Below are 23,928 nucleotides of genomic sequence, written 5' to 3'. Positions count from 1 at the left end.
CGGGAAACTAGCCGCGACGCTTCCCGATGTAGCGCTTGATGGCGTCGATCGCTTCCATCAAGGGCGGCGCAAGCGAGAAGAACGTCCCCATGGCGATCGAGATGACCACATGGCGAAGCAGGACCTTCTCCTGTTCCTCGAACGGATAGCCGTTCTGGTCGATCCGTGCCGGCGCGAGCGTGCCCGCCTCCTGAGGATCCGGCTTCCGCGGCTTGCGCGGCGGCAGCATGATCACGACGAAAAGCACGTTGATCAGCAGCCAGATGCCAAGCACTATCAGTATGGTGCGCAACGCGGGATCATCCTGAAATCAATCGAAATTATCAGCAACGCTACCGGCCATTCGGCATTGCGGCAAACCAATTCCGGCTTGTTGCACCGCACAGAGTACTAAAGTTGTAAGCGGGGAGTTGATGACGGAATCTGATACGCCAGAGCACACCGTGCGTCACTCCGTGAGAGCCCGATGTTGCATCGTCGGCGGCGGGCCGGCCGGCATGATGCTCGGCTATCTCCTGGGACGCGCCGGCATCGACGTCATGGTGCTGGAGAAGCATGCGGATTTCTTCCGCGACTTTCGCGGCGACACCGTGCATCCCTCGACGCTCCAGGTGATGGACGAGCTCGGCCTGATCGATGGGTTCCTGAAGCTGCCGCACCAGCGCCTGCAGATGATGGACGGCCTGTTTGGCGGCACGCCCGTGCGGATCGCCGATCTCCGCCGGCTGCGCACCAAGTACCCGTTCATTGCCTTCATGCCGCAATGGGACTTCCTGAATTTCCTGCGCGAGGCCGGCCAGCGCTTCGCCTCGCTCAAGGTGATGATGAATACGGAAGCCGTCGATCTGATCCGCCGCGGCGAGACCGTCGCCGGCGTGCGCGCGATGACACCGGATGGGCCGATCGACATCGAAGCCGATCTTACCATTGCCTGCGACGGCCGGCATTCGACGGTGCGCGAGCGTGCGGGGCTCCGCGTCGAGGAGATCGGCGCGCCGATGGACGTGCTGTGGTTCCGCGTCGGCCGCAAGGCGGACGAGACCGAGAACCTGTTCGCGCGCGTCGAGCCCGGAAAGATGATGGTCACGTTCGACCGCGGCGACTATTGGCAGTGCGCCTATGTCATCGCGAAAGGACAATACGAGGCGGTGAAGGCGAGGGGATTGCAGGCGCTGCTCGACGACGTCGTGCGCATGGCGCCGATCCTTCGATCCGGCATGGCCGATGTGAAGGGCTTTGACGACGTCAAGCTGCTGACCGTCGCGATCAACCGCCTGGCGCGCTGGACGCGGCCGGGCCTGCTTCTCATCGGCGATGCCGCGCATGCGATGTCGCCGGTCGGCGGCGTCGGCGTCAATCTCGCCGTGCAGGATGCAGTTGCGACCGCCAATTTGCTGGCGGACAAGCTTCGGCACGGCTGCCCAACCGAGAATGAACTCGATGCCGTGCGCCGGCGCCGCGAATTCCCGGTGTGGATGACGCAGCGCATGCAGGTGATCGTGCAGAACAACATCATCAGCGGCGCCCTGCAGGGCGGCGATCGGCCGCTGAAGGTGCCGCTGGTCGTGCGCCTGATCACTGCGCTGCCATGGCTCCAGGGTATTCCGGCGCGCCTGATTGCGCTCGGCGTGCGGCCCGAGCACGTGCAATCCAAGGCCGCGCCGGCGTCGTAGTGCAGGAGGTCGGTAGGGATAACGCGGCGTTAAATCGCGCGCCGCGCGTTGCGTGCGCGCAACAGCTCAAACGGATTCACGTCGCGCCGCTTGCCAATCCGGCGTCTTAACTTTCTTGATTCAAATTTGAGTAAGACCTGCGTGTGACCGTGCACCCATCAAAGGACACGGGGTGTACCATGCGTAACAAATTGATTGCCGCCTTCGCCTGCACGACCGCTCTGGTTTCGACCGGCGCCGCTTCAGCCGCCGATCTCGGTGCGCGCTACATGAAGGCGCCCGCCTATGCGGAGCCGCTGTTCAACTGGACCGGTTTCTATGTCGGCGGCCACATCGGTGGCGCATGGACCAACGAGCAGTTCATCAACAACGGGACCGGCGCGCCGTTCGGCGATCTCGTTCCGGGCCAGGGCTATCGCCAGCGTGGCGCCGGCATCATGGGCGGCGCCCAGATCGGCTACAACTGGCAGGCCAACAACTACGTGTTCGGCATGGAAGGCACGATCTCCGGCCTCGACAACAAGGGTACGGTCGTCAACACCGCCTTCGGCGCCGCTGACGACATCTTCACCTGGCGCGCCAACGTGCTCGCGACCGTCGTCGGCCGCGCCGGCTTCGCCGTGCAGAACAATTTGTTCTACATCAAGGGCGGCTATGCCGGCGTGAACAACCGTCTCAACGTCAGCGACACCGTTGCGCCCTCGACCGGCTCGGGCGGTCAGACCCACTGGGCCAACGGCTGGACCGTCGGCGCCGGCTGGGAATACGGCATCACCCGCAACTGGATCGTCGGCCTCGAGTACAATTACGCGGCCTTCGGCAGCCAGACCTATCAGCTCGGCGGCACCTCGGGCAACTACACCTTCGATGCCAAGCCGCGCGACATCCAGTGGGCCGTCGTGCGCGCGAGCTACAAGTTCGACGCACCGGTCATCGCGCGCTACTGAGCACGTCAACAAACGACCGAAGCTAAAAAAGTACTGCCAACAACTGAAAGCCCCGGCTCCGTCCGGGGCTTTTTTCTGCCGATTCGCGCGTCGTTGTCGCCACGGGCGGGACGGCGCAGCGGATGGTCATCTCCGGAAATTGGCCGTGACGGTGCATAAGGGTGCAGTAGGTAAATAGCACTTGCCTATTTCTGCCCCACGGACTCAGCGACGTAGCGTTCAGCCATGTCGTTGATGCGATGCGCGTCGGCGTGAACTACCGCTTCGGTCCCTCGGCCGTCGTCGCAGGGTACTGATCTCTCCGAACGTGAGAGCTTTCAAAGCCCCGGCATCTGCCGGGGCTTTTTCGTCGACCGCGGGGCAAGCTTACGCCATCACGGAGAATCCACCGTCGACGGGGATCGCGGTGCCCGTGACGAAGTTCGAGGCGGGCGAGGCGAGGAACACGGCGATGCCGGCGAAGTCGTCGATATCGCCCCAGCGTCCCGCGGGCGTGCGCGCCAGCACGCGCTCATGCAGTCCCGAGACCTGCTGCCGCGCGCCGCGGGTGAGGTCGGTGTCGATCCAGCCCGGCAGGATGGCGTTGACCTGGATGTTGTCGGGCGCCCACGCATTGGCGCACGCGCGCGTGTACTGCACGATGCCGCCCTTGCTTGCCGCATAGGCGGTGGCGAAGCTCGCGCCGAAGATCGACATCATCGAGCCGATATTGATCACCTTGCCGTTGCCCGACGCCTTCAGCGCCGGATAGGCCAGCTTCGAGCACACGAAAGCGCTGGTGAGGTTGGTGTCGATCACCTTGTTCCACTCGTCGAGCTCGAGCTCGTGCGGCGGCTTGCGGATGCTCATGCCGGCATTGTTGATGAGGATGTCGATCCGGCCGAGCTCCTTGACGACGCGGTCGATCATGGCCGCGACCGCCGCCTTGTCGGTGACGTCGGTGGTGACGGCAATCGCCTTCACGCCGCGCTCTCTGAGATCGGCAACGGCAGCGGCCGACTTGGTTTCGTTACGTGCGACCACGGCGATATCGGCGCCGGCATCGGCGAGTCCGTGGGCGAGGCCAAGACCGATGCCGCCATTGCCCCCTGTGACGATCGCGACTTTGCCGTGGAGATCGAACCGGTTGGATGTCATATTTGTATTCCCTGGTTTCTTCTATTGGTTGCTCTGCCAGATCAGGACCAGTCCGAAGCCGGCCATGGCTGCGCCATAGCCGGCCCATTGCAACTGGTTGACCATGAAGCTCGACCGCGGCCAGGCGACGGTGCCCGTTCCCTGTCCGATCCAGAGCAGCCCGACGGCGAGGGCAAACAGGCCTGCGATCAGCAGAAATCTGCGCATGCATTCCTCCCCGTTGGTTTGCTTCTGTCGTGGCCTACGGCATCAACGATCGCCGCTTGTCACGAAAACTTCCCGCCAGACTAGCCGTAGCTTCGGTTTGGATACAATGGCTGCGGATGCAGGGCCGCTGGGAGGATCCATGTCCGTGCGGAAGATGATCCTTGGTAGCACCCTTGGCATCGCGGCTGCGGCCGCACTGGTGGCGGCCTATGCCGTCATTCCACGGCGTGCGGATCTGCGGGCGTTCGATCCGGCCGAGATGGCGCGGCTCGAGACCGCGATGTGGCGCGACTATTACGACAGGCGCTATGCCGCGCTGTTCTATCATCTCTACGAATCGACGCGGACGCAGTTCGGCTTTTCGCCGCTAGGAAGCTTGCAGGTCGCGCTCGGCGCCGCCGGGGCCGCCAGGACGTTCCAGCCGACGCGGTCACGACCGGAGGCCGATGCGGCCCTGCCAGCGCTCGTTGGATACTACCGGGATCTTGCATCGGCCGCGCCTGTGGCATTCGACGCGCACGAGGCCGCCCGTCTCGAGCTTGACTGGTGGCAGGCGCGGCGCGAGGCGGCGGACCCGCGCGACTATGGCCTCACCATCGCACGCGTGACGGCGCTGACCTACGGCAAGAGCGCGGACGATTCCGGCATCAGGCAGTTCGGCATCGCGCGGGCAGAGGCCATGGCGTTTCGCGATGCGCGGGGCGAGGCGATCACCGAGGCCGACTGGGCGGGGATCGAGAACCGGCTTGGAGAGGCGTACCGATCTCTGAAGGCGAGCGTCGGCCGCTGACAATCCGGCAACGAAAAAGCCCCGGACGATGCCGGGGCTTTGACGTCTAACCAGACTGGATCAGGACCTGTCTCAGGAGTTGGGGCGCTTCAGTTGAAGCGGTAGACCAGCGACGTGCTGATGGTCTGGACCCAGGGCTTGAAGGTAATTGCGGTGCCCGTCAGACCCACCGCCGGCGCGCCGAAATTATTGCCCGGAGCAAACGTCGTGGGCCGGGAAATGCGGTCATAGTACGCCGAACGGTATTCGGTTTTCATGAACCAGCCGGGCGCAGCAATTCCGAAAATGTCGAGGTTGTTCTCGACGCCACCGCCAACGAAAAAGCCATCGCGGTGGAAGGAGCCAGTGGTCGTCTGCGTCGCGGTACTGGCGCCCGGTCCCACACCCAGAAACGTCTGAGACGTGCCTGACCATTCCGAACCCGAGTAACCGGCGTTGACGTAGGACAGGACATTGGGCGCAACGAGATAGCCTAACCGCGCGCCGGCCGTGTAGCTGGTGCGGAGCTTTTGGCGGCCTTCAGTTTGCCAGAAGGCGGGGTCGGTCAGCGAGCCACTGATGTCACCGAACTGTCCGTCAGCAAAGACGCCGGCCACCCAGCGGCCGTTGAATTGCCAATCGTAACCGGCGCCGACGGTTCCAAACCAGCCGCTGCCGCCCAGGCGCGTATCGCGGGTTATCGCGGTGCCAGCAGGTCCGAAGGCACCGAACCCTCCGGCAACACCGGTGCTCTGGATGTTGCTGTCGGCGGACCACAGACCGCCGCCGCCACCGCCGAAGATGTAGAAGCCGGTCCAGCTTTGCACTGGCGCGGGCGCCGGAGCCTTCACATAGGGGCGGGCCCCAAGGTCAGCCGCCGCGGCCGAACCGGTCATTGCCGCCATTGCCGTCAGAGCGAGCAAAAACTTCTTCATGATAAAACCCCAACCTTGGTCTGTTCGGCGCGGGCGCACTGAACTTCGAGTCATCGGATGACCAAGCTATAGGCGGTTCCAGCCAAAAAGCTGTTGCCGGTCAGGTACATATGAATTGGGAACGCAGAGCTTGAGGCGACGCCTCCGGACTGGCACGACCCGCTGGGGCACCGCGCACCGGAGCTCTCGATGTATCGAGCCTTGAACTCCGCAAAACAGAACCCGCAACGAAAAAGCCCCGGACAATGCCGGGGCTTTGACGTCTGAATTTCAGATCAGATCAGTACTTCGCGACGACCGGACCGGTCCAGTTGAAGCGGTAGACCAGCGAGGTCGAGATCGTCTGGTTCCAGCTGTTCGCGCGGATGCTGTTGCCGGTCGGGAGGTTGGTGCCGTCGATCAGTTCGTCCTGGGTCTTGGCGTTGTAGAAGGCCGAACGATATTCGGTCTTCATGAACCAGCCGGGCGAAGAGATGCCGAAGATGTTCAGGCTGTTCTCGACGCCGCCGCCAACGAACCAACCATTGCGGTTGTAGCTGTTGAGGTGGGCACCAGCGGGAACGCCGGCCAGCGTCAGGAAGTTGGTCTGGCCGAAGTGAGCGCCGGAATAACCGCCGTTGACGTAGGAGAGAACGTTCGGAGCAACCAGATAGCCGAGGCGCACACCAGCGGCCCAGGAGTCTTCCAGCTTCTGCGAGCCGGTGATGCCGAAGAAGGGATCCTGAACCGTGCCACGGATGCTGCCGAACTGACCGTCAGCGAACACGCCGGCGACCCAGGTGCTGTTGAACTGCCAGTCGTAGCCGAGACCGACGGTGCCGAACCAGCCCGAGCCACCCTGGCGCTGGCCGATCGTCAGCGGAACCGCGCCGACCGTGGTCTGGACGGACTGATCGGAGTTCGAGAGGCCACCACCACCACCGCCGAAGATGTAGAAGCCGGTCCAGTTGGCGACGGGCGCCGGAAGCGGGGCCTTCACGTAGGGACGGGCAGCCAGATCGGCCGCCGACGCCGAGCCGGTCATCGCGGCAACCGCGGTGAGTGCGAGCAAAATCTTCTTCATCTTAAAATCCCCAAGCTTTGGTCTGTCCGGCAGGCGCGAGCGCACTGAAGTCCGAGTGATCTGATGCCCGGACTATAGCCGCTTTCCACCGAAATGCTGTTGCCGGACAGGCACAGTCGCCGGGAAACGCCGCTCGGCGAGGATTCCGGGCGTGATCGCCGAAATCAAAAATAGCTCTATTATTACAATGTGTTGCGTCATTTTCCGAAGATCGAATTCCGGTAACTTCTCGTTAGCAAATCCGGCTCTGTCCGAAATGGTAGCAATCCTGCCTCAGCCTTGGCGCCGGTGAGTCGTTGGCCGAGTCGTTCCGCCCCAAGATGAGTCGGGTAGCGGACGCGGTCTGGTCGGGCGCCTCCGCGAGCAGCCGCAAACAAAAAAGCCCCGGCCGAGGCCGGGACTTTGTGCGTGACGTCGGAAGACTACCTCAGACGTCGAGCAGCTCCTCGCTCGCAAACTCCGCCTTGTCCGAGATGAACGCGAAGCGCGCCTCGGCCTTGGTGCCCATCAGGCGCTCCACCGAATCCGCCGTGGTGTCGCGGTCGTCGGCGAGCAGCACCACCTTGAGCAGCGTCCGCTTGCGCGGATCCATGGTGGTTTCCTTGAGCTGCGCCGGCATCATCTCACCGAGACCTTTGAAGCGGTTCACCTCGACCTTGGCGTTGGCGTTGAACTCGCTCTTGAGCAGCGTCTCCTTGTGCTTGTCGTCGCGTGCGTAGACGGACTTCGAGCCATGGGTCAGCTTGTAGAGCGGCGGCACCGCGAGGAAGAGGTGGCCCTCGTCGATCAGCCGCGGCATCTGCCGGTAGAAGAAGGTGATCAGGAGCGAGGCGATGTGGGCGCCGTCGACGTCGGCGTCGGTCATGATGATGATGCGCTGATAGCGCAGATCCTCTTCGCGATATTGCAAAAGCTGGCCGCAGCCGATCGCCTGCACGAGGTCGGAGAGCTGCGCGTTCGCCGTCAGCTTGTCCTTGCCGGCCGAGGCGACGTTGAGGATCTTGCCGCGCAGCGGCAGCACCGCTTGCGTCTTGCGATCACGGGCCTGCTTGGCGCTGCCGCCTGCCGAGTCACCCTCGACAATGAAGAGCTCGGAGCCCTCGGTGCCGGCATCGGTGCAGTCGGCGAGCTTGCCGGGCAGGCGCAGCTTCTTGCCGGCGGTCTTGCGTGCCGTTTCCTTTTCCTGGCGACGGCGCAGCCGCTCCTCGGCGCGGTCGATCACGAAGTCGAGCAGCCGGTTGGCCATGTTCGGATTGCCCGACAGCCAGTGGTCGAACGGATCCTTCATCGCCTGTTCGACGATGCGCTGTGCTTCGGCGGTGGCGAGACGATCCTTGGTCTGGCCCTGGAATTCAGGCTCGCGCACGAACACCGAGAGCATCACGGCCGCGCCCACCATGACGTCTTCCGACGTAATGGATGACGCGCGCTTGCCCTGACCGACGCGCTCGGCGTGATCCTTCAGGCCGCGCAGCAGCGCGCTGCGCAGGCCGGATTCGTGCGTGCCGCCATCGGGCGTCGGCACGGTGTTGGTGTACGAGGACAGGAAGCCGTCGGCATCCGCGGTCCAGGCGACAGCCCATTCGCAGGCGCCATGCGCGCCGTTGCGGCCCGATTTGCCGGAGAAGATGTCGGGATGCACCAGCGTGTCGGCGTGGATCGCTGCGGCGAGGTAATCCTTGAGGCCGCCGGGGAAGTGGAAGGTCGCTTCCGCCGGGACATCCTCGACGCCCTTCAAGAGCTCGGGTGCGCAATTCCAGCGGATCTCGACGCCGCCGAACAGATAGGCCTTCGAGCGCGTCATCTTGAACAGGCGCTGCGGCTTGAATGCGGCCTTGGCGCCGAAGATGTCGGTGTCGGGCTTGAAGCGCACGCGGGTGCCGCGGCGGTTGTTGATTTTGCCGAGATCCTCGAGCTTGCCCTTCGGGTGCCCGCGCTCGAACGTCATGCGGTAGAGTTTCTGGCTGCGTGCGACCTCGACCTCGAGCAGCGAGGAGAGGGCGTTCACCACGGAGATGCCGACACCGTGCAGACCGCCGGAAGTCTCGTAGACCTTGGAGTCGAACTTGCCGCCCGAATGCAGCGTGCACATGATGACTTCGAGCGCAGACTTCTTCGGGAATTTGGGATGCGGATCGATCGGGATGCCGCGGCCGTTGTCGGTGACGGTCAGGAACCCATCGGCGCTGAGCTCGACTCCGATGAAGGTTGCGTGCCCGGCCAGAGCCTCGTCCATCGAGTTGTCGATGACTTCGGCGAAGAGGTGATGCAGCGCCTTCTCATCGGTGCCGCCGATATACATGCCGGGCCGGCGGCGCACCGGTTCCAGGCCTTCGAGCACCTCGATATCGGCCGCAGTGTAATCGGCTTCGCCGCCGGTCCCGCGCGAAGCCGCCTTGGCGGGCGCACGCGACTTCGGCTCATCGCCGCCGAAAAAATCGTCTTTTGCTTTTGGCTTCAACTGCTTGGACATATATTTTGATGCACTTTGATGGCCGCGATGGCGGCGAATCGGTTCGGCCGACTATGCCACGGCTGGCCTGCAAAGGTCACCGCAGGTCCGCCGGGTGGGTGTGGGTGGGAGCCAATCCCGGCGATTTTACGCCGCAGGCCCCACCAATTCCCGGCAATTTGACACCTAGGCCCGGCTCAGGCCCGGCTTTGTGACTTGATGTCACACAAGTCCTTGGCTTACCAGTCCTTTTATCTGACAGGACCGTGACGGGGCGGGAAGGCAATCTGGAATGGAGCAGTACGCGCACGCGCTGGCCGATTTCGTGCGCGCTCACCAGGCTTGGGCGGCCCCGATCGTGTTCCTGCTCGCCTTCGGGGAGTCGCTGGCCTTCATCTCGCTGCTGATCCCGGCCTGGGGGGCGCTGGTTGCGATCGGCGCGCTGATCGGGGCCAGCGGCATCAGCTTCTATCCGGTCTGGATCGCCGGCGGCATCGGTGCTGCGCTCGGCGACTGGGTCTCGTACTGGTTCGGCTATCGCTACAAGGAGCAGGTCGCCCAGATGTGGCCGCTGTCGCGCTACCCGGAACTGCTGCCCAGGGGCGAAGCCTTCGTGCGGAGCTGGGGCGTGCCCAGCATCTTCATCGGCCGCTTCTTCGGGCCCTTGCGCGCCTCGGTGCCGCTCGCAGCCGGCATTTTCGAGATGCCCTATTGGAGTTTTCAGGCCGCCAATTTCATCTCGGCGCTGGTCTGGTCCGCGGCGCTGTTGCTGTTCGGCGACGTGATCGCGAAGATCATGGAATGGATCTGGCGCGTGATCTGACCGGGCAGCTCGGCCGCCCGGTCAGCGCATACGGCAGAGCCTATAGCGAGGCATTCCAGATCGACGGAATCCAGCGATAGCCCGAACCATCCTTCTCCTTCTCGACGCGGACGAGACCGGGGAAGGCGGCATGGAAGGCCTGGATCGGCATCTTCTCGGCAATCGCCATGTCGTAAAGCTTCCGCCGCGTCTCTTGCGCCAGCGGCTTGTCGACGTCGGAGGCGATGTTCCATTCGGGGTGCTTCACGAACAGGAACGCTGCGCCTGCGGTGATGTCGACCTGCACAAGTACCTTTTCCGCGCCTGACGCGACGATGAAGGAGTTGTGTCCCGGCGTGTGGCCCGGGCTCGCCACCGACGTGATGCCGGGCGCGACTTCCTTGCCGGACTCGTATTGCGTGACCTTGCGGCCGAGCGCATCGAACACGCGGCGGATGTTCTTGAAGTTGCTCTCAAGGATCGGATTGCCGGTCCCCTTGCTCATCTCGCCGTCGTCCATCCAGAACTTCCATTCCACTGCCGGAACCATGATCTCGGCGTTGGGGAAGGCCGGCTTGTTCTCGGCCGCGAGCAGGCCGTTGATGTGGTCGCCGTGGAAGTGCGAGATGATGACGGTGTCGACTGCCGCGCGGTCGATGCTGGCCGCCGCAAGGTTGTTGTGGAACTGGCCGACCTTGCCCTTGGTCTGCGTGAACTGGTCGGGCCCGAGACCGGTATCGATCACGACGAGCTTCGGCCCGGTGTTGACGACGACCGGATTGAAGGTGTGGGTGACCTTGTCGGTCGGCAGATGGTTCTCGGCGAAGATCTTGTTGATGTCGTCCTTGCTGGCGCCGGCCGCGTAATTGTCCGTCAGGTTGACGGTCGCGACGCCGTCGCAGACCACGGTGATCTGGTGGGTGCCGACATTGTAGCGGTAGAAGCTCGCATTCTGGGTCGCTGCCTGGGGCGCGGCGGCGCTCGCGGGCGAGGTCTTCACGAAGGGCAGGAGCGCCGAGGCGGCGGCGCCGGCTAGCGTTGCGCGACGGGTGATCTCGGTCATGGCGATGTCCTGGGGCTGGGTTGCGAACGAAAGGCACGAACCGGCGGGGTTGTGGCGCCTTTCTTTCTCGGGAACCCCCAAGCTTAGGAGAAATTCCGCTGCGACCCGATGACATCCGTGCGGCATCCTGCCGTCACGTGGTGCGGCAGCCGTCGCGCCCCATCGATTTGGACTTGACCCTGGAACCCTCTGGCCTTATAGCCGCGCGCCATGATCAACGCCGCGACCATCCTGTTCGCCCGTCGCCGCCGCCGCTCTTTAGCGGTTTGGGCGGTCGGTCGCGTTTGAGATCATCGTCTTTGCCGCTGGATCCTATCCGCGGCATTCTCTCTCCTGTCAGCGCGATCTGATCCGGCGGCCCCTCAAGGAGGCCCAGCAGGAGACCACGATGTACACGCCACCCTTTTTCAAGCAGGACCGCGCCGCGAGCCTGAAATTCGCCGAGGAGCGCGGCTTCGGCACGATGTGCGCCTTCGACGGCCACAAGCCGGTCGCCTCGCCGCTGCCGTTCTACCTGACTTACGCCGCTAACGGCACGCCGCAGGCCGCCTTTCATGTCGCCCGTCACAATCCGCTGCTAAAGCTGGCGGATGGGACGACCTCCTGGCTGCTCGCGGTCAACGGCCCCGATGCCTATGTATCGCCCGACTGGTACGTCTCGCCGGATCAGGTGCCGACCTGGCTCTACCAGTCGGTGCATCTGAGCGGGCCGGTGCGCCTCTTGTCGGACGATCAGCTGGCGGTGCAGATCGACACGCTGAGCGACAAGTTCGAGAGCTGGCTGTTGCCGAAAGCGCCGTGGACATCGGCGAAGATGACGGCAGGCCGGCTGGAAGCGTTGAAGAAGGGGATCGTGGGCCTGGTCATGACGGTTGAAGAGGTCGAAGGCAGCTTCAAGCTCAACCAGCACAAATCGGACGCCGACTATACCGCGATCGCCAACGCGCTCGGGGCGCAACCCGCAGCCGACGCCAGAGAGATTGCACAATTGATGCAGGACGTGAGGCCGGAGGCCTTCGCGAACGAAACCAACATGCTCGAAAGGAGCGCGCCATGAGCCTCACGGAAACCACCAAGGCCCCGACCACCGGCGCCGCCAAGAAGCCCGCCACCGTCTTCGTCGACGGCGGCTCCGGCACCACCGGGCTCGGCATCAACGAGCGGCTGAAGCTCCAGAGCGACGTCACCGTGAAGACGATCTCCGACGACAAGCGCAAGGATCCCGCGGCCAAGAAGGCGCTGATGGAGGAGGTCGATCTCGTCATCCTCTGCCTGCCTGACGAGGCCGCGAAGGAAACAGTGGCGCTGGTCGACAGCATGGGCGCTTCGGCGCCGAAGGTGCTGGACGCTTCCACCGCGTACCGGGTCGCGCCCGACTGGGCCTACGGCTTTCCGGAGCTGACGTCGGACCAGGCCGCAAAGATCAAGGCCGCGAAGAAGGTCTCCAATCCCGGCTGCTATCCGACCGGTGCGATCGCGCTGCTGCGGCCGATCGTCGATGCCGGTCTGTTGCCGCCCGATTATCCCGTCACCGTCAACGCGGTGAGCGGCTATTCCGGCGGCGGCAAGTCGATGATCGCGAGCTTCGAAGACGGCAGCGCGCCGTCCTTCGAGCTCTACGGCCTTGGCTTCGAGCACAAGCATCTTCCGGAGATGCAGCTCTATTCGAAACTGACGCGGCGGCCGATCTTCATTCCCTCGGTCGCCAACTACCGGCAGGGCATGCTGGTCTCGGTGCCGCTCCAGCTCGACGCGCTGCCGGGCAAGCTTGGCGGTGCGGACCTCCAGGCCGCGCTGGCCAAGCGTTACGCCGGCTCGAAATATGTCTCGGTGATGCCGCTCCAGAACGAGGCGACCAAGGGCGGCAAGCTCGAGCCGGAGGCGCTCAACGAGACCAACGCGCTCGAGCTCCACGTCTTCGCCAGCGACAAATATCACCAGGCGGTACTTGTCGCCCGGCTCGACAATCTCGGCAAGGGCGCCTCGGGTGCGGCCGTGCAGAACATGCGGCTGATGCTGGGCCTTGCCGACAATAGCTGATCGAACGTTGCTCGGGAGGCCAGCCCGGTGGACGAAGCGACGCTGCGACTTTCGACCCCGGCAAGACGATCAAATGACGCCTGAAAGGTACGCGTGATGAGCTCGAAGAAGATCGGCATTCTCGGCGCCTCCGGTTACACCGGGGCCGATGCGGTGCGCCTGTTGGCCCGGCATCCGAATGCCGAGATCGTCGCGCTCACCGCCAACACCCATGCCGGCAAGTCGATGGGCGACGTGTTTCCGCATTTTTTCATGCTGGACCTGCCGAAACTCGTGGAATGGGAAAAGGTCGACTGGAGCAAGCTCGATGCGGTGTTCTGCGGACTGCCGCACGGCACCACGCAGGAAATCATCGCCGCGGTCCTCAAGGCAAATCCCAAAATCAAGGTCCTCGACATGTCCGCCGATTTCAGGCTGCGGGACAAGAGCACCTATGCGCAGTGGTACGGCCATGAGCACCGGGCGCTCGAACTGCAGGGCGAAGCGGTCTACGGTCTCACCGAATTCTATCGCGAGAAGATCACGTCGGCGCGGCTGGTCGCCTGTCCCGGCTGCTATCCCACGGCGGCGCTGCTCGCGCTGGTGCCGCTTGCGAAAGCCAAGCTGATCGACGTCGACGACATCGTCATCGACGCGAAATCGGGCGTCACCGGCGCCGGCCGCGGGCTGAAACAGAACACGTTGTTCAGCGAGGCGGGCGAGGGGCTGTCGCCCTATTCGGTTGGCACCCACCGGCACGCGCCCGAGATCGAGCAGGAGATCGGCGTCGCCGCCGGTTCCGCAGTGACGATCAACTTCACGCCGCATCTTATTCCGATGGCGCGCGGCGAACTCTGCACCTCCTACGTCAAGCTCAACGGCGCGACGCCGGACGATCTGCGAAGCGCGCTGGAGCAGGCTTATGCCAACGAGCCCTTCGTGCATGTCGCCAGGAAGGGCGTGCTGCCGCAGACCCAGAATGTGCGCGGCTCCAACTATGTGCAGATCGGCGTCGTCGCCGACCGCATCAAGAACCGGGCGATCGTGATTTCCACGCTCGACAATCTGGTGAAGGGGTCGGCCGGGCAGGCGATCCAGAACATGAACCTGATGTTCGGGCTGCCCGAGACGGCGGGGTTGGAGCAGATCGCGCTGTTTCCATGACACGAGGTACTGCGGTGGACGAAGCGACCTTGCAATTCTACCGGCAGAACGCCGAGGCCTATGCCGGCTGGGCGAAGGCCGCATCGACGCGGTTGCGGGGCTTTCTCGCCCTGCTGCCGCCGGGAGGCGCGATCCTCGAGCTCGGTTGCGGTGCCGGCAATCATTCCGCAGTGATGCTCGCCGAAGGTTTTTCAGTGCGTGCGACCGATGGCTCGCCCGAAATGGCCGGGATCGCCTCGCGCCGGCTTGGTCATCCCGTCGAGGCGATGCGGTTCGACCAGCTGGATGGGCACGAGGCCTATGACGGCGTCTGGGCGAGCGCCTGTCTGCTGCATGTGCCACGCGACGAGCTCGCCGGCATCCTTGGAAAGATCCACCGTGCACTCAAGCCATCAGGCGTGTTCTACGCCAGCTACAAGATGGGCGAGGGCGACGCGCGAGACAGCCTCGGGCGGTACTACAGCTACGTCTCGCGGGAGTGGCTCGAGATGACTTACGCCAGCGCAGGTTCGTGGATCACGCTGTCGTCGGACACCAACGTGATCCAGAGTTTCGACGAGACGCCAGCCAACATGCTGAACCTCGTCGTACGCAGGGCCTGATCCCTAAGAGACCCGATTTCTAGAGCACCTTGAAGATTGCCAGCGCAAGCACGGCCTGGGCGAGGAAGCCGACGGTGAAGGCGAGAGTCCGGAACACCGGGATTCCGAGCGCATAGACGATCAGATGCGCGACACGCGACCAGAAATAGACCGCACAGGCGAGCACGGTCCATTTCGAGGAATAGTCGATGGCGTTCAGGATCAGCACCAGCGGCGCGAAGAGCACGAGGTTTTCGACGGCGTTGTCATGCGCGAACATCAGGCGGTTCGCCCACTCCGCCTGCGGCTTGTCGCCGCGCGAGGGATTGGCCAAGGCGCCACTGAGCCCCCGGACCTGGCAGCGGTTGATGGTGTAGGGAATCCAGAGGATCCCGGTCAGGATCACCGTCAGTGTCAGCCAGAACAATTCGCGCGTCATGGTCCGTCCCCTGTGTCTTCGCTGCGTTGAGAGCGAGTCTATACGAAAGCGCGGGCGAGTCCGCTATGCGCGAACCCTGACATAGCTGCCGGGCGCGTCCTCGATCGGGGGCAGGGCCTCGCTGCCGACCACGCGCGCCGGGACTTCCTCCGGATCGAGCTCGCCCAGCCATTGCCGCCAGTCCGGCCACCACGAGCCCTTGTGCTCCACCGCGCCCTTCATCCATTCGGCGACGTTGACATCCTTGACGTTGTCGTTGGTCCAGTACTGGTACTTGTTCGAGGCGGGCGGGTTGACCACGCCGGCGATGTGGCCCGAGCCGGACAGGACGTATTTCACCGGGCCGCCGAAGAACTGCGAGCCGTACAGCACCGATTCGGCCGGCGCGATGTGGTCCTCGCGGGTGGCGAGGTTGTAGACGGGCACCTTGACCTTGGAGAGGTCGAGCAGCGTGTTGTCGAGCACCATCGTGCCGGTGGAGAGCCGGTTCTCCAGGTAGCAGTTGCGCAGGTAGTAGGAATGGTTCGACGCGGTCATGCGCGTCGCATCCGAATTCCAGTGCAAGAGGTCGAACGCGCTCGGCTGCTGGCCCTTCAGATAGTTGCTGACGACATAGGACCAGATCAGATCGTTGGAGCGCAGCATGTTGAAGGCCATCGCCATCTTCGAGCCTTCGAGCACGCCGGCCGCCTTCATGTCCTGCTCGAGGGCCGCGATCTGGTCCTCGTCGACGAACACGAGGAGATCGCCGGCATGGGTGAAGTCGACCTGCGCTGCGAAGAACGTCGCCGACGCCACGCGCTGGCGGCGCTTCTCGGCGAGCCAGGCCAGCGTGGTCGCGAGCATGGTACCGCCGACGCAATAGCCGGCGGTGTGCACCTTCAACTCGCCGGTGACCTTCTCGATCACGTCCATCGCCGTGAGCGGGCCTTCCTTCATGTAGTCTTCCCAGCTCTTGTTGCCGAGCCGCTTGTCGGGATTGACCCATGAGATCACGAACACGGTGATGCCCTGGTCGACGCACCACTTGATGTAGGATTTCTCCGGCTTGAGATCGAGGATGTAGAACTTGTTGATCCAGGGCGGCACGATCAGGAGCGGCGTGCGCAGCACGTTCTCCGTGGTCGGCGAATACTGGATCAGCTGCATCATCTCGTTCTGGTAGATCACCTTGCCCGGCGTCGTCGCCATGTTGACGCCGACGACGAGATTGTCCGGATTGGACTGGCGGATCTTCAGCATGCCCTTGCCGGCCGCGATGTCCTCGGCCAGCATCTTCAGGCCGCGCGCGAGATTTTCGCCGCTGCTCGCCACCGTCTCGCGCAGCACTTCCGGATTGGTCAGCACGAAGTTGGACGGCGAGATCGCATTGGTGACCTGCTGGATGTAGAACTCCGCCTTGCGGCGGGTCTGCGGATCGAGCTCGGCGTCGTGCACCAGCTCCTGCGCCCATTTGGTCGTGAGCAGATAGAGCTGCATCATGAAATCAAAGAACTGGTTCGACTTCCATTCCGGATCGGCAAAGCGCTTGTCGCGCGGCGAGGGCGCGATCGCGGGCGGGGCGTCCTGGCCGGCCATGCGGCGCGCTGCCGAGCCCCAGAGGTCGAGATAATCCTTGGCGAGCTTGGTCTGCAGATCCGACGCGCGGGATGTATCCGACAGCCAGTATTCGGCGACCGACGTGAAGGCCTTGACCACTTCCGTAAGCTCGGCGGGCGGCCGATCCTGCACGTCGCCGCTCTCGCGCGGTTTCAGATACGCGGCGAGCGCCTTGCCGCCGCTCTCCATCGCCCGCGCGACATTCATCGCGAAGGCTTCCGCATCGAACTTCGTCTCGGGTTTGGGCGTGTCGGTCGTGGCGGTACTCATGAGCAGAACAGTAACGATTCATTCTGTATTCGTCACCGCGAAGCTCGCATGTTTGGCGTTAAACAAGCTCCAACATGTGCTGCACTGCGACAAAGCCCCTTGGTTTTGTCACAATCAGCGTGCACCTCTTCCGCAGTGGGCCTTGGAAGTATTCTCGCTCGTACCATTTGTGGGCAGCAATGGTTTGAGCTTGGGCAGGTTGTCGGGTTAAGTTCCGGCAGCCTTGCGTTGGGACGAGTAGGGGATTTCCCAAGTGTTGGCGTTGAGGGACCTGCAAAAGTCGCTGCCGATCTGTGGCGCGCTGCTGATGGCGGCGCTTGCCTTGGGCGGCTGCTCGAGTCAGCTGGCTGACTATACCCCTACTGATGCGCAGGCCCATCCCAGGGAGCCCGGCTCGTACCTTCCGGTGCACGATCTGCCACCGGATCGTGATCAGGCAATCATCCCGCCGGACCAGCGCGCCAAGATCGAAGCCGAGCTGGCCGCCGCGCGCGACCGCCAATCCGTTGCCGCAAAAGACGCCAAGTAACGCGGCGTAATCGCTGGCGCCCCCGCCATGCCGTGCTAAAAGACCTCAGTTCAGCCGAGAGTCAGGGCGAACGACTTCAGCTCCTGCCGTCGAATATTGCTCTAAGCGTTTGATTTTGAGTGATTTTCGCGAGGGGGCGAGAGCTTTCCCGAGCGGCTGTCATGGCCGGTCGATTCTGTCCTGACCGGTTGCCCGGAGCCCAGAGAGCCATGGAAGAGTTTTACCGCATCCGCCGCCTTCCGCCTTACGTGTTCGAGCAGGTCAACCGGGCCAAGGCAGCCGCGCGGAATGCCGGCGCCGACATCATCGACCTCGGCATGGGCAATCCGGACCTGCCGGCGCCTGCGCATGTGCTGGAGAAGCTGAAGGAGACGCTGGGCAAGCCGCGCACCGACCGCTACTCGGCCTCCCGCGGCATCCCCGGGCTGCGCCGCGCTCAGGCCGCTTATTACGCCCGCCGCTTCGGCGTGAAGCTCAACCCCGACACCCAGGTCGTCGCGACACTCGGTTCGAAGGAGGGCTTTGCCAATGTGGCGCAGGCGATCACCGCGCCCGGCGACGTCATCCTCTGCCCGAACCCGAGCTACCCGATTCACGCCTTCGGATTCCTGATGGCGGGCGGCGTGATCCGCTCGGTGCCCTCGGAGCCGACGCCGCAATTCTTCGAGGCGGTGGAACGGGCGATCGTGCATTCGATCCCGAAGCCGCTCGCGCTCGTGGTCTGCTACCCCTCGAACCCGACCGCCTATGTCGCGAGCCTCGACTTCTACAAGGACCTTGTCGCGTTCGCGAAGAAGCACGAGATCCTGATCCTGTCCGATCTCGCCTATGCCGAAGTCTATTTCGACGAGAACAACCCGCCGCCCTCGGTGCTCCAGGTGCCCGGCGCGATCGACGTCACCGTCGAGTTCACCTCGATGTCGAAGACCTATTCGATGGCCGGCTGGCGCATGGGCTTTGCGGTCGGCAACGACCGCGTGATCGCCGCGCTCGCCCGCGTCAAATCCTACCTCGACTACGGCGCCTTCACGCCGGTGCAGGTCGCCGCGACCGCCGCGCTGAACGGCCCCGACGATTGCATCAAGGAGATGCGCGACACCTACCGCAAGCGCCGCGACGCGCTGGTGGAGTCATTCGGCCGCGCCGGCTGGGAGATCCCGCCGCCGGAAGCCTCGATGTTCGCATGGGTGCCGCTGCCGGAGGCCTTCCGCAGCGTCGGCAGCATGCAGTTCGCAACCCTGATGGTGGAGAAATCCGGCGTCGCGGTCTCGCCCGGTGTCGGCTTCGGCGAGCACGGTGAAGGATATGTCCGCATCGCCATGGTGGAAAACGAGCAACGGATCAGACAAGCCGCGCGCGGCGTGCGCCGCTTCCTTGAAAGCGGCATCGAAACGTTGCACAACGTCGTTCCGCTCGCCAATCGGCGTTAAGTTTCTCTTCGGCAGGTTTTCTAAAGCATCATGGTTGCACCCCTGAAAGTGGGCATAGCGGGGCTCGGCACCGTGGGCGCCGAAGTTGTCCGTTTGATCGAGACCCAGGCCCGCGTGCTCGCGGGCCGCAGCGGCCGCGGCATTCGCGTCGTCGCCGTCACCGCGCGCTCGAAGGCGAAGAAGCGCGGCGTCGATCTGCGCGGCATCGAATGGGTCAGGGACCCCATGGCACTGGCCACGCACCCCGGCATCGACTGCTTCGTCGAGCTGATGGGCGGCGCCGGTGATCCCGCTCTCTCTGCGGTCGAAGCGGCACTGAATGCGGGCAAGTCGGTCGTCACCGCCAACAAGGCGCTGCTCGCCAAGCACGGCCTGAAGCTTGCCAAGGCCGCCGAAAAGCACGGCGGCGCGCTGAATTTCGAGGCAGCGGTCGGCGCCGCGATCCCTGTCATCAAAACGTTACGCGAAGGGCTTGCCGGAACCGGCGTCACCCGCGTCTACGGCATCCTCAACGGCACCTGCAATTACATCCTGACGCGGATGGAGCAGGAGGGACTGTCCTTCGCCGAATGCCTCAAGGATGCGCAGCGGCTCGGCTACGCCGAGGCCAATCCGTCCTTCGACGTCGATGGCCACGACACCGCGCAAAAACTTGCCATTCTCGCCAGCCTCGCTTTCGGCACGAAAGTTGCTCAAAGCGCTGTGTATGTCGAAGGTATCTCATCCATCGCGCCGGAAGATCTGCGCGCGGCCGACGATCTCGGTTACCGGCTCAAGCTGCTCGGTGTTGCCGTCCGTACCGCCAAGGGCATCGAGCAGCGCGTGCACCCGACCATGGTTCCAAAATCCTCCTCGATCGCGCAGGTGATGGGTGTCACCAATGCGGTCACGATCGATGGCGAGGGCATTCCTCCGATCACGCTGGTCGGCCCCGGTGCCGGCGGTGCTGCGACCGCATCCGCCGTCGTCGCCGACATCGCCGACGTTGCGCGCGGCATCCGCGCCAATCCGTTCGGCCGGCCGATCTCGCATCTGCGCGACACCAAGAAGGCGCCGATGGAGCGGCACGAGGGCGGCTACTATATCCGCCTGCTGGCGCGGGATTTCCCGGGCACTGCGGCCGCGATCGCGACCCGGCTCGCGGAGCAGAAGATTTCGATCGAGTCGATCGTGCAGCGTCATCCCAATGGCGGCGCTGCGCCGGCGAACGGCAAGGCGGTGCCCGTGCCCGTCATCCTGATCACCTATGCGACGCATGAGGACGCCGTGCGACGCGCGCTCGCGGCCGTGCAGAAGGACAAGGTGATCAGCGGACGGCCACAGGTGATCCGGATCGAGAAGAACTGAGCATGACCCGGAAAAGTGTGAAGAGGTTTTCCGGAAAGGTCATGCTCAAACAATAGGACACGGTTCGAACGAACTGTGGGTGTTACGAGTTGATGCGGACGGAGATCTCCGTCCAAAACTGTTCCGAAGGAGTTAGCCGATGTCGACCCATATTTCAGTCCCGCCGCACGCGTTGCTCGAGCGCATCCTCACGCTGGAGATCGTGCGGGTGACGGAGCGGGCGGCGGTGTCTTCGGCGCGGCTGCGCGGGCACGGCAACGAGAAGGCGGCCGACCAGGCCGCGGTGGACGCCATGCGGCGCGAGCTCAACAAGCTGCCGATCGAGGGCACCATCGTGATCGGCGAGGGCGAGCGCGACGAGGCGCCGATGCTGTTCATCGGCGAGAAGGTTGGCATGAACGCCGGCCCGCAGGTCGACATCGCGGTCGACCCGCTCGAAGGCACCACGCTGTGCGCCAAGAACATGCCGGGCTCGATTGCCACCATGGCGATGGCCGACGGCGGCACGCTGCTGCACGCTCCTGACGTCTACATGGAGAAGCTCGCGATCGGTCCCGGCTACGACAAGGGTGTTGTCGAAATTGATGCCTCGCCCGCCGACAACGTCCGCCGCCTCGCCAAGGCCAAGGGTGTCCAGCCGGAAGGCATCACCGTTCTCGTGCTCGACCGCCCGCGCCATGCCAGCATCATCGAGAGCGTGCGCTCGACCGGCGCCGCCGTCCGCCTCATCACCGACGGCGACGTGGCCGGCGTGATCCACTGCGCCGACCCCGATAACACCGGCGTCGACATGTATCTCGGCACCGGCGGCGCGCCGGAAGGCGTGCTCGCGGCCGTGGCGCTGCGCTGCATCGGTGGCCAGATGCAGTGCCGCCTGATCCTCGATTCCGACGAGAAGCGCGAACGCGCCGCCAAGATGGGCGTCAACGATCCCAAGATGATCTACGGCATCGAGGACATGGCGCGCGGCGACTGCCTGTTCGCCGCCACGGGCGTCACCACGGGCTCGTTGCTGTCGGGCGTCAAGTTCCGTAAGGACGGCGTGATCGAGACCGAGACGGTCGTGATGCGCTCCGTCACCGGCACCGTGCGTTACATCAAGGCCGAGCACCGGCAGTTGGAGAAGTTTTACCTGGGCTGACGCGCTTCGTCATTCCGGGGCGACGGGACCGCGCAAAGCGCGCGGCCCGGAGAAATCGGAATCTCGCGCCATAACTTCTGGATTCCGGGTTAGTGCTGACGCGCCCCCCGGAATGGCAAGAACAACAAAAGAGGAAGCGCACATGTCCGATCTCTCCTCCGTCAAAGCCCTGGTCTTCGACGTGTTCGGCACCGTCGTGGACTGGCGCACCAGCCTGATCACCGACCTCATGTGGTGGGGCAAGGGCCGCGGCATCTCCGCCGACTGGACCGCTTTGGTCGACGGCTGGCGCGGCATGTACACGGCCGCCATGGATGACGTGCGCAAGCACCCCGAACGTGGCTATGTCATCCTCGACGTCCTGCACCGCCGCTCGCTGGACAAGCTGGTCGAGAAGTTCGCGATCAAGGGTTTGACCGAGGCCGACCTCGACTACATCACCAAGGGCTGGCACCGTCTGCATCCCTGGCCCGACAGTGTCGCGGGCCTGACCCGGCTGAAGTCGAAATTCGTGATCTCGCCGCTGTCGAACGGCAATGTCGCGCTGCTCACCAACATGGCGAAGTTCGCAGGCCTGCCGTGGGACCTCATCATGTCGGCCGAGCTGTTCGAGCACTACAAGCCCGATCCCGAGACCTATCTCGGCGCCGCGCGCCTGCTCGGCCTCAAGCCGGAACAGGTGATGATGGTCGCCGCCCACAACGGCGATCTCGCCGCCGCGCAGAAGAACGGGCTGAAGACCGCGTTCGTGGCGCGGCCAACCGAATACGGCCCCCTCCAGAAGGTCGATTTCGGGGCGACCGGCAATTGGGACATCGTCGCCAAGGATTTTGGCGGGGTCGCCGACAAGCTGGGCTGCTAAGCCCTCGACCTGGTCGAAGCCCGACCTCGTGCTGTTGCTGCCCGGTCTCCTGGTCGGCATTGCGCTCGGCAATCTCTTGTTTCGCGTGCTCGATCACCGCGCCGTCGCGATCGTGATGGCGGTCGTCACCTTGATCTTCGTTGGCCTGTGGCTCCTGAGCGACCCCAAGGTGACCATTAGCCCGCGTTCGACGCCGAAAGCAGTTGCGGCCGGTCTCGCCTCGGGCGTGACCACCATGGTCGCCCATTCCGGCGGACCGCCTCTGGCGATGTATCTGCTGCCGCTCGGCCTGACCAAGGAAGTCTATGCCGGCACGACCAGCCTGTTCTTCACCGTCGGCAATGCGACCAAGGCGGTGCCGTGGCTGCTGCTGGTGCGGCCATCAGGCAACGTCTGGATCGAGATGGCCGCGTGCCTGCTCGCCATTCCCGCCGGCGTCTGGCTCGGCTGGCGGCTGCATGGAAAGCTGGACCAGCGGCAGATCTACCGGACCTGCTACGGACTGCTGGTCGTGACGGCGCTGAAGCTGCTATGGGACGGTGTGTCCGGCTATCTCGCCTCAGACACTCCGGCGCCGACATTCAGATCCTGCCGAAGGCAACGGTCGCCTTGTCGTAAGCGCCGTCACCCATTGTCCCATCCCTGAAGATGCCGTGCTTCTCGATCCAGTCGAACGACTGCTCGTAGATCTCGCGCGAATAGGGTTCGAACACGATGCGCTCGCCGGGCCCCCAGCGGCGCGTGTCCATGGCCGCGTGAAAACGCTCCGGAAATTCGTTTCTGTAGTAGCGGGTGTAGAGCTCCGGCCGCAGATCGATGTCGCGCTGGGCCTTCTTCAGAGCGCGGAAATAGCGCTTGATGTCCTCGGGCGCTGGATCGCCGTTGATCATGGACGCGATCATGAAGGTCGTGTCGATGATCTTGCGATAGCCAAGCTGCTCGGCGAAGTAATAAGGGCCGTTGAAGAGCGCAGCCGCCTCGCTCTTGCCCTCGAACAGCAGCTCCATCCTGCGGAACAACATGCCGTCCTCGAAGGTGAGGTTGATGTCATCAGGCGCGAGATAGGGCTCGAGCGCCTGGATGGTCGAATAATGGCTGCCGGACTGAAAGCCGACCGAGATCGGCACGCCGGCGAGGTCGGAAGGGGTACGGATCTTCGAATCCGCGGGAACGAAGATGCCCGAGGGCGCGACCGAATAGACGTCCGCGTAGAGTTTGGCATGGCCGTTCGAGGCGGCGACGTTGACGGTCCAGTGGCAGGCGCAACTGACGTCGGCCTTGCGTCCCTTCTCGATGCTCTGGAAGGCGCCTTCATTGACCTTGTTGTGGTGCTGGCCTTCGGTCGAGCGGATTAACTCGTGGAACTCGTAGTCGAGCCCTTCGTCGCGGAAATAGCCCTTCTCCTCGGCCACCCATTCCTGAAGACGGAAATGAGACTCGATCACGAATGTGGTCATGGCGTCCTCCGTGTTCGCCGCAGCCATTCGGCGGCTCGATTG

23 protein-coding genes and 1 pseudogene are annotated in these 23,928 nt (G+C 64.0%); 14 read left to right on the top strand and 10 right to left on the bottom strand.

Going from position 1 to position 23,928, the window contains the following annotated elements:
- Positions 1–7: 7 nt before the first annotated feature.
- Positions 8–292 carry a hypothetical protein gene (locus tag AB7290_RS23155; protein WP_063983514.1) on the bottom strand — a complete coding sequence of 95 codons (285 nt, stop codon included), beginning with the start codon at positions 290–292 and terminating at the stop codon, positions 8–10.
- Between the two features lie 121 nt (positions 293–413).
- Here AB7290_RS23155 and AB7290_RS23150 point away from each other — a divergent pair, with 121 nt between their 5' ends.
- Both AB7290_RS23150 and AB7290_RS23145 read left to right on the top strand, forming a co-directional pair.
- Positions 414–1,673, top strand: coding sequence for an FAD-dependent oxidoreductase (locus tag AB7290_RS23150; RefSeq protein WP_085401060.1), 1,260 nt, complete (start codon positions 414–416; stop codon positions 1,671–1,673).
- A gap of 179 nt (positions 1,674–1,852) precedes the next feature.
- Positions 1,853–2,620 (top strand): outer membrane protein, encoded by a 768-nt coding sequence (locus AB7290_RS23145; RefSeq protein WP_071914298.1) that lies wholly within the window; start codon positions 1,853–1,855, stop codon positions 2,618–2,620.
- A gap of 366 nt (positions 2,621–2,986) precedes the next feature.
- On the opposite strand, the gene AB7290_RS23140 is transcribed toward AB7290_RS23145, so the two are convergent.
- Positions 2,987–3,757, bottom strand: coding sequence for an SDR family NAD(P)-dependent oxidoreductase (locus AB7290_RS23140; RefSeq protein ID WP_085401059.1), 771 nt, complete (start codon positions 3,755–3,757; stop codon positions 2,987–2,989).
- Between the two features lie 21 nt (positions 3,758–3,778).
- Positions 3,779–3,964 carry a hypothetical protein gene (locus AB7290_RS23135; RefSeq protein WP_007609848.1) on the bottom strand — a complete coding sequence of 62 codons (186 nt, stop codon included), beginning with the start codon at positions 3,962–3,964 and terminating at the stop codon, positions 3,779–3,781.
- Between the two features lie 139 nt (positions 3,965–4,103).
- Between AB7290_RS23135 and AB7290_RS23130 the strand changes: the two genes are divergently transcribed.
- A complete protein-coding gene (locus AB7290_RS23130; RefSeq protein WP_085401057.1) occupies positions 4,104–4,754 on the top strand; it encodes a hypothetical protein in 651 nt (216 codons plus the stop codon).
- Between the two features lie 89 nt (positions 4,755–4,843).
- On the opposite strand, the gene AB7290_RS23125 is transcribed toward AB7290_RS23130, so the two are convergent.
- The 3 genes from AB7290_RS23125 to parE form a co-directional block, all read right to left on the bottom strand.
- Entirely contained in the window at positions 4,844–5,668 is an 825-nt protein-coding gene (locus AB7290_RS23125; RefSeq protein WP_085401055.1) for an outer membrane protein, read from the bottom strand.
- 280 nt (positions 5,669–5,948) lie between these two features.
- Positions 5,949–6,731 (bottom strand): outer membrane protein, encoded by a 783-nt coding sequence (locus AB7290_RS23120; RefSeq protein WP_085401054.1) that lies wholly within the window; start codon positions 6,729–6,731, stop codon positions 5,949–5,951.
- 427 nt (positions 6,732–7,158) lie between these two features.
- Entirely contained in the window at positions 7,159–9,204 is a 2,046-nt protein-coding gene (gene parE / locus AB7290_RS23115) for a DNA topoisomerase IV subunit B (protein WP_071914292.1), read from the bottom strand.
- Between the two features lie 271 nt (positions 9,205–9,475).
- On the opposite strand from parE, the gene AB7290_RS23110 reads away from it, so the two are divergent.
- Positions 9,476–10,006: a DedA family protein gene (locus AB7290_RS23110; protein ID WP_063983507.1), complete on the top strand. Its 531-nt coding sequence runs from the start codon at positions 9,476–9,478 to the stop codon at positions 10,004–10,006.
- Positions 10,007–10,046: 40 nt separating this feature from the next.
- On the opposite strand, the gene AB7290_RS23105 is transcribed toward AB7290_RS23110, so the two are convergent.
- Positions 10,047–11,048: an MBL fold metallo-hydrolase gene (locus AB7290_RS23105; protein WP_085401206.1), complete on the bottom strand. Its 1,002-nt coding sequence runs from the start codon at positions 11,046–11,048 to the stop codon at positions 10,047–10,049.
- A gap of 388 nt (positions 11,049–11,436) precedes the next feature.
- Here AB7290_RS23105 and AB7290_RS23100 point away from each other — a divergent pair, with 388 nt between their 5' ends.
- The 4 genes from AB7290_RS23100 to AB7290_RS23085 all read left to right on the top strand — a co-directional run bounded on the left by AB7290_RS23100 (position 11,437) and on the right by AB7290_RS23085 (position 14,833).
- Positions 11,437–12,105 (top strand): FMN-binding negative transcriptional regulator, encoded by a 669-nt coding sequence (locus tag AB7290_RS23100; RefSeq protein ID WP_085401207.1) that lies wholly within the window; start codon positions 11,437–11,439, stop codon positions 12,103–12,105.
- Positions 12,102–13,088, top strand: coding sequence for an N-acetyl-gamma-glutamyl-phosphate reductase (argC, locus tag AB7290_RS23095; protein WP_085401208.1), 987 nt, complete (start codon positions 12,102–12,104; stop codon positions 13,086–13,088). The genes AB7290_RS23100 and argC (AB7290_RS23095) overlap by 4 nt, the downstream gene beginning before the upstream one ends.
- 96 nt (positions 13,089–13,184) lie before the next feature.
- Positions 13,185–14,231 (top strand): N-acetyl-gamma-glutamyl-phosphate reductase, encoded by a 1,047-nt coding sequence (gene argC, locus AB7290_RS23090; RefSeq protein WP_063983503.1) that lies wholly within the window; start codon positions 13,185–13,187, stop codon positions 14,229–14,231.
- A gap of 14 nt (positions 14,232–14,245) precedes the next feature.
- Entirely contained in the window at positions 14,246–14,833 is a 588-nt protein-coding gene (locus tag AB7290_RS23085) for a class I SAM-dependent methyltransferase (protein ID WP_085401209.1), read from the top strand.
- A 19-nt stretch (positions 14,834–14,852) separates the two neighbouring features.
- Here the strand turns inward: AB7290_RS23085 and AB7290_RS23080 are convergent, their stop codons facing one another.
- Both AB7290_RS23080 and AB7290_RS23075 read right to left on the bottom strand, forming a co-directional pair.
- Positions 14,853–15,251 (bottom strand): MAPEG family protein, encoded by a 399-nt coding sequence (locus AB7290_RS23080; protein WP_071914281.1) that lies wholly within the window; start codon positions 15,249–15,251, stop codon positions 14,853–14,855.
- Between the two features lie 63 nt (positions 15,252–15,314).
- Positions 15,315–17,120: a PHA/PHB synthase family protein gene (locus tag AB7290_RS23075; RefSeq protein ID WP_085401210.1), complete on the bottom strand. Its 1,806-nt coding sequence runs from the start codon at positions 17,118–17,120 to the stop codon at positions 15,315–15,317.
- A gap of 253 nt (positions 17,121–17,373) precedes the next feature.
- On the opposite strand from AB7290_RS23075, the gene AB7290_RS23070 reads away from it, so the two are divergent.
- The 6 genes and pseudogenes from AB7290_RS23070 to AB7290_RS23045 form a co-directional block, all read left to right on the top strand.
- Entirely contained in the window at positions 17,374–17,649 is a 276-nt protein-coding gene (locus AB7290_RS23070) for a hypothetical protein (protein WP_063983499.1), read from the top strand.
- Positions 17,650–17,858: 209 nt separating this feature from the next.
- The gene (locus AB7290_RS23065) at positions 17,859–19,079 is read left to right on the top strand and encodes an LL-diaminopimelate aminotransferase (protein WP_014495524.1); all 1,221 of its coding nucleotides are present in this window, start codon (positions 17,859–17,861) and stop codon (positions 19,077–19,079) included.
- 30 nt (positions 19,080–19,109) lie between these two features.
- Complete coding sequence (locus AB7290_RS23060) at positions 19,110–20,426, top strand: homoserine dehydrogenase (RefSeq protein ID WP_085401211.1); 1,317 nt, start codon at positions 19,110–19,112, stop codon at positions 20,424–20,426.
- Between the two features lie 139 nt (positions 20,427–20,565).
- The gene (gene glpX / locus AB7290_RS23055; protein ID WP_063983497.1) at positions 20,566–21,567 is read left to right on the top strand and encodes a class II fructose-bisphosphatase; all 1,002 of its coding nucleotides are present in this window, start codon (positions 20,566–20,568) and stop codon (positions 21,565–21,567) included.
- Between the two features lie 142 nt (positions 21,568–21,709).
- Complete coding sequence (locus tag AB7290_RS23050) at positions 21,710–22,429, top strand: haloacid dehalogenase type II (protein ID WP_085401212.1); 720 nt, start codon at positions 21,710–21,712, stop codon at positions 22,427–22,429.
- Positions 22,428–22,988 (top strand): annotated as a pseudogene (locus AB7290_RS23045) (sulfite exporter TauE/SafE family protein); the annotation flags it as partial. The gene AB7290_RS23050 and the pseudogene AB7290_RS23045, both read left to right, overlap by 2 nt.
- A 22-nt stretch (positions 22,989–23,010) precedes the next feature.
- Here AB7290_RS23045 and AB7290_RS23040 read toward each other — a convergent pair.
- A complete protein-coding gene (locus AB7290_RS23040; protein WP_161495819.1) occupies positions 23,011–23,886 on the bottom strand; it encodes an ABC transporter substrate-binding protein in 876 nt (291 codons plus the stop codon).
- Positions 23,887–23,928: the final 42 nt, after the last annotated feature.

Origin of the sequence: Bradyrhizobium sp. 613_E4_N2_2 (assembly GCF_052075995.1) — a bacterium.
GTDB classification, from domain to species: domain Bacteria; phylum Pseudomonadota; class Alphaproteobacteria; order Rhizobiales; family Xanthobacteraceae; genus Bradyrhizobium; species Bradyrhizobium barranii.
The sequence above is the reverse complement of the archived record's forward strand: the minus strand, read 5'-3'. Positions and strand labels throughout refer to the sequence as shown.